This window comes from Peribacillus psychrosaccharolyticus ATCC 23296, from assembly GCF_000305495.1.
In the GTDB taxonomy this organism is placed as follows: domain Bacteria; phylum Bacillota; class Bacilli; order Bacillales; family DSM-1321; genus Peribacillus; species Peribacillus psychrosaccharolyticus.
In genome coordinates this window covers 1-3,505 of sequence record NZ_AJTN02000079.1, presented here as the reverse complement: position 1 = coordinate 3,505, position 3,505 = coordinate 1, and the positions used below count along the sequence as shown (strand labels likewise).

The 3,505-nt window shown below is 41.5% G+C and carries 3 protein-coding genes; all 3 read left to right on the top strand.

The genetic code is table 11. The features are described 5' to 3' along the window. On the top strand, positions 1-433 hold a 433-nt coding region (locus WYK_RS05935), incomplete at its 5' end, for an EfeM/EfeO family lipoprotein (RefSeq protein ID WP_040373642.1). Then, positions 434-1,723 carry an iron uptake transporter deferrochelatase/peroxidase subunit gene (gene efeB / locus WYK_RS05930; protein ID WP_081704785.1) on the top strand — a complete coding sequence of 430 codons (1,290 nt, stop codon included), beginning with the start codon at positions 434-436 and terminating at the stop codon, positions 1,721-1,723. Between the two features lie 32 nt (positions 1,724-1,755). Next, positions 1,756-3,501 carry an FTR1 family iron permease gene (locus WYK_RS05925; protein WP_040373641.1) on the top strand — a complete coding sequence of 582 codons (1,746 nt, stop codon included), beginning with the start codon at positions 1,756-1,758 and terminating at the stop codon, positions 3,499-3,501. Positions 3,502-3,505: the final 4 nt, after the last annotated feature.

Here is a 3,505-nt window from a genome sequence, read left to right as displayed (position 1 = left end):
TGAAGAATATGCTGAACAGTTGATGAAAGATGTTAACTTACTTCGTGCAAAGGTTGAAACGGTTGAAGTAACACCTGAATTATTAATAACGGGTGCAGTGGATCTGTTAAATGAAGTATCAACCTCAAAAGTAACGGGAGAAGAAGATCGCTATTCTCATACAGACTTATATGATTTTGCTGCAAATGTTCAAGGAGCAGAAAAAATCTTTTCTATATTGACTCCAGCTCTTAAGGAAAAAGACGAAGCGCTTGTGACGGAGATTGATACTCAATTTGCTGTCGTTTACAATCTTTTAAACGAGCAGAAGCAAGGAGAAGATTATACCCTTTATGATAAATTGGATAAGCAAGAAATTAAAGAGTTAAGTCAGTCAATTGATGCTCTTGCTGAACCTCTTTCTCAGATTGGAATAGTAACGGAGGAATCTTAAGTGAGCGATTCATCTATTTCTGAAAGTGAATCAGCGTCCCTTTTGTCAAAAAAGGTATCTAGACGAGACATGCTTAAAACAGCGGGAATCGGGGGAGTCGGTGTACTAATTGGCGCCGCCGGTATAGGAGGCGTGATGTCACTTTCTACTGCAGCTGCACCAGAAGAGAATAAAAGAGGAGATACGGTTCCTTTTTACGGTGCGCATCAGGCAGGCATTGTTACTGCCATGCAGGATAACTTGTATTTTGCCTCTCTTGAAATTACGACTACCGATAAACGTGAACTAATTAAGCTTTTTAAGGATTGGACAGTGGCTGCTTCGAATCTTATGAAAGGAAAACCAGTCGGTGATTTATCATCAAATGGATTTTTACCACCCAAGGATACTGGAGAAGCTGAGGGGCTGTCTCCTGCTAACTTGACGATAACATTTGGCGTGGGTCCATCCCTTTTTGTTAAAAACGGACAGGACCGATTTGGTTTGCGTTCCAAACAGCCTAAGGAGCTTAAAGATTTGCCGAAGTTTTCCTTTGATGCGTTAGATGAAACATGGTGCGGCGGCGACATTTGCATTCAGGCTTGTGCGGATGATCCACAGGTTGCGTTTCACGCTGTAAGAAATTTAGTCCGGATTGCTAGAGGGAAACTGATCATTCACTGGGCACAGACTGGATTCCAACGAACCAAAAATGCTGGGAATGTTAAAGAAACCCCACGTAACTTATTCGGATTTAAAGATGGAACGGTTAATCCAGATAGTAAAGAAGATTTGAAACAAGTGTGGGTTCAGCCTGGTGATGGCCCGAATTGGCTTGTGGGTGGAAGCTATATGGCGGTTCGTCGTATTCAAATGTACATTGAGGTCTGGGACCGAACAACATTAAAGGATCAGGAAGAAACCTTTGGCCGTAAGCGAATGAGTGGAGCGCCGCTCGGCAAGGAACAAGAATTTGATGAGCCAGATTTAGAAGAAAAAGATGAGAATGGAAAGTTTGTTATTCCAGAGACTGCTCATATGCGGCTAGCCCGTGGCGATGGTACGCAGCAACTATTAAGGCGCTCATATTCGTATGCGGGTGGAATGGATTCGAAAACAGGAAGTATCGATGCGGGGTTATTATTTATAGCCTTTCAAAGGACCCCAAGCAAGCAATTCATTCCGATGCAGCAGAGGCTGGCAGGTCTTGACAAATTAAATGAATATATCATCCACCGAGGCAGCGCACTTTTTGCGTGTTTACCTGGAGTAAAAAAAGGCGGATATATCGGAGAGACACTTTTTAATTAAAGTGTCTTCTTTTAAAGGAGTGCGTGGGAAGCATGCTAGTAGGTAAGTGGAAACAGTTTCTTGGATTCATGATCATAATTGGAATGGTTTTTTCGGCGATTCCGCTGGCCGTACAGGCTGAAGATAATCATGATGAACTATTTATTTATATCGGTGATAGCTTAATGAAAGCGAAAAGTGGGGAAAAAGAGAGAATCGTCAGCAACATGAATGAGTTTGAAAAGGAATGGCAAAGTACGCGAAAAGACAGTGAGCTGGCTCAAGTTGTGGATCAACAGCTGCTTGAAGTAAAACATGCACTGAAAAAGGAAGAAGATACTCAGGATCTCAAACCTATTTTATCAGCCCTTTCAAGTGCGGTTATAGCGTACGATCTAGAACAAAATCCAGTGGATACAAGCAAACATACAGATACTGTAAAACAGCTGCTTCCATTTATTACTGAATTAGATCAATCAATTGCGAATCAGGACTTTGAAAAGGCAAAAAAAGATTATCAAGTTCTCTTGAATGTTTGGAATAAAGAAGTGGAGAGCATTGTTCGTGAGGAAAGTGTGGTTTCATACGGTGAAATTGAAAAATATATGGCCTTCGTCCGGATCGGCATTACGCAAGAACCGGCGGATCAGGAAAAGGCAGTCAATAATTTAGATCATTTAAGGACAGCTATAGATAACTTTCTGTCTGGAAATGTGAAAAAAGCCGAAGCTGACAGCTTCACATTATCGGATGTAACTGAACTGTTACAAGCGAGCGGACAAGCACTGAAAAACGATGAGAAGTCCACAGCGATTCAGAAGCTAAATGAAATACTAACTATTTGGCCGATGGTCGAGGGGGATGTATCAACCCGAGACAGTAAGCTTTACAGTGATATGGAAACACAGGTGCCAACGGCAATCAGTCTGCTGGAATCCAAAAAAGCTAAAACTGAAGAAGCTCAGACCATTATTGAGGACTTACATGAAAGGATGCTGCCGCTTATTTCAGAGACGAGCTATTCAACGTGGGATGCCGCCTTAATTCTCCTTCGTGAAGGTCTTGAAGCCTTGCTGATTGTGGCTACGCTGCTAGCCTTTTTGAAAAAAGTGAATCAGGGAGACAAACAAAAATGGATCTGGGCCGGGGTAGTTGCTGGTTTACTAGCCAGTGCGATATTAGCTATTGTTATAAATATTGTCTTTTCAAAAATAACCGCCGCATCCAGTCGAGAATATATTGAAGGGATCACGGGCATTGCGGCTGTTGTGATGATGGTCAGTGTTGGAGCGTGGCTTCATAGTAAGGCAAATATAAAATCATGGAATCGCTATATAAATAAACAGATGACACAAGCCATTACTACCGGCAGCGTTATATCTTTTGCTATGGTGAGCTTTTTGTCCATCTTCCGTGAAGGAGCAGAGACCATCATTTTCTATGCGGGTATGTCACCGTATATGAGTTTGCAGCAGCTGGTGACTGGAATTGTCCTTGCTTTGGTCATTTTAATTGTGGCGGGGGTATTAATCATGAGATATAGTGTGAAAATTCCCATCAGTGTATTCTTTAAAGCAGCGACCGTCTTTATCTATTTATTAGCATTTAAAATACTAGGTGTTAGTGTTCATGCTCTACAAGTATCAAAGACGATCTCGATACATACACTTCATTCCTTCCCATTTATCGATTGGATTGGGCTTTATCCAACAGTAGAAACGCTTTTACCACAACTTGTTTTACTACTTATTATTCTCTTTACGGGAATGACGATAAAAAAACGGAATCAAACAGCATAAAAAA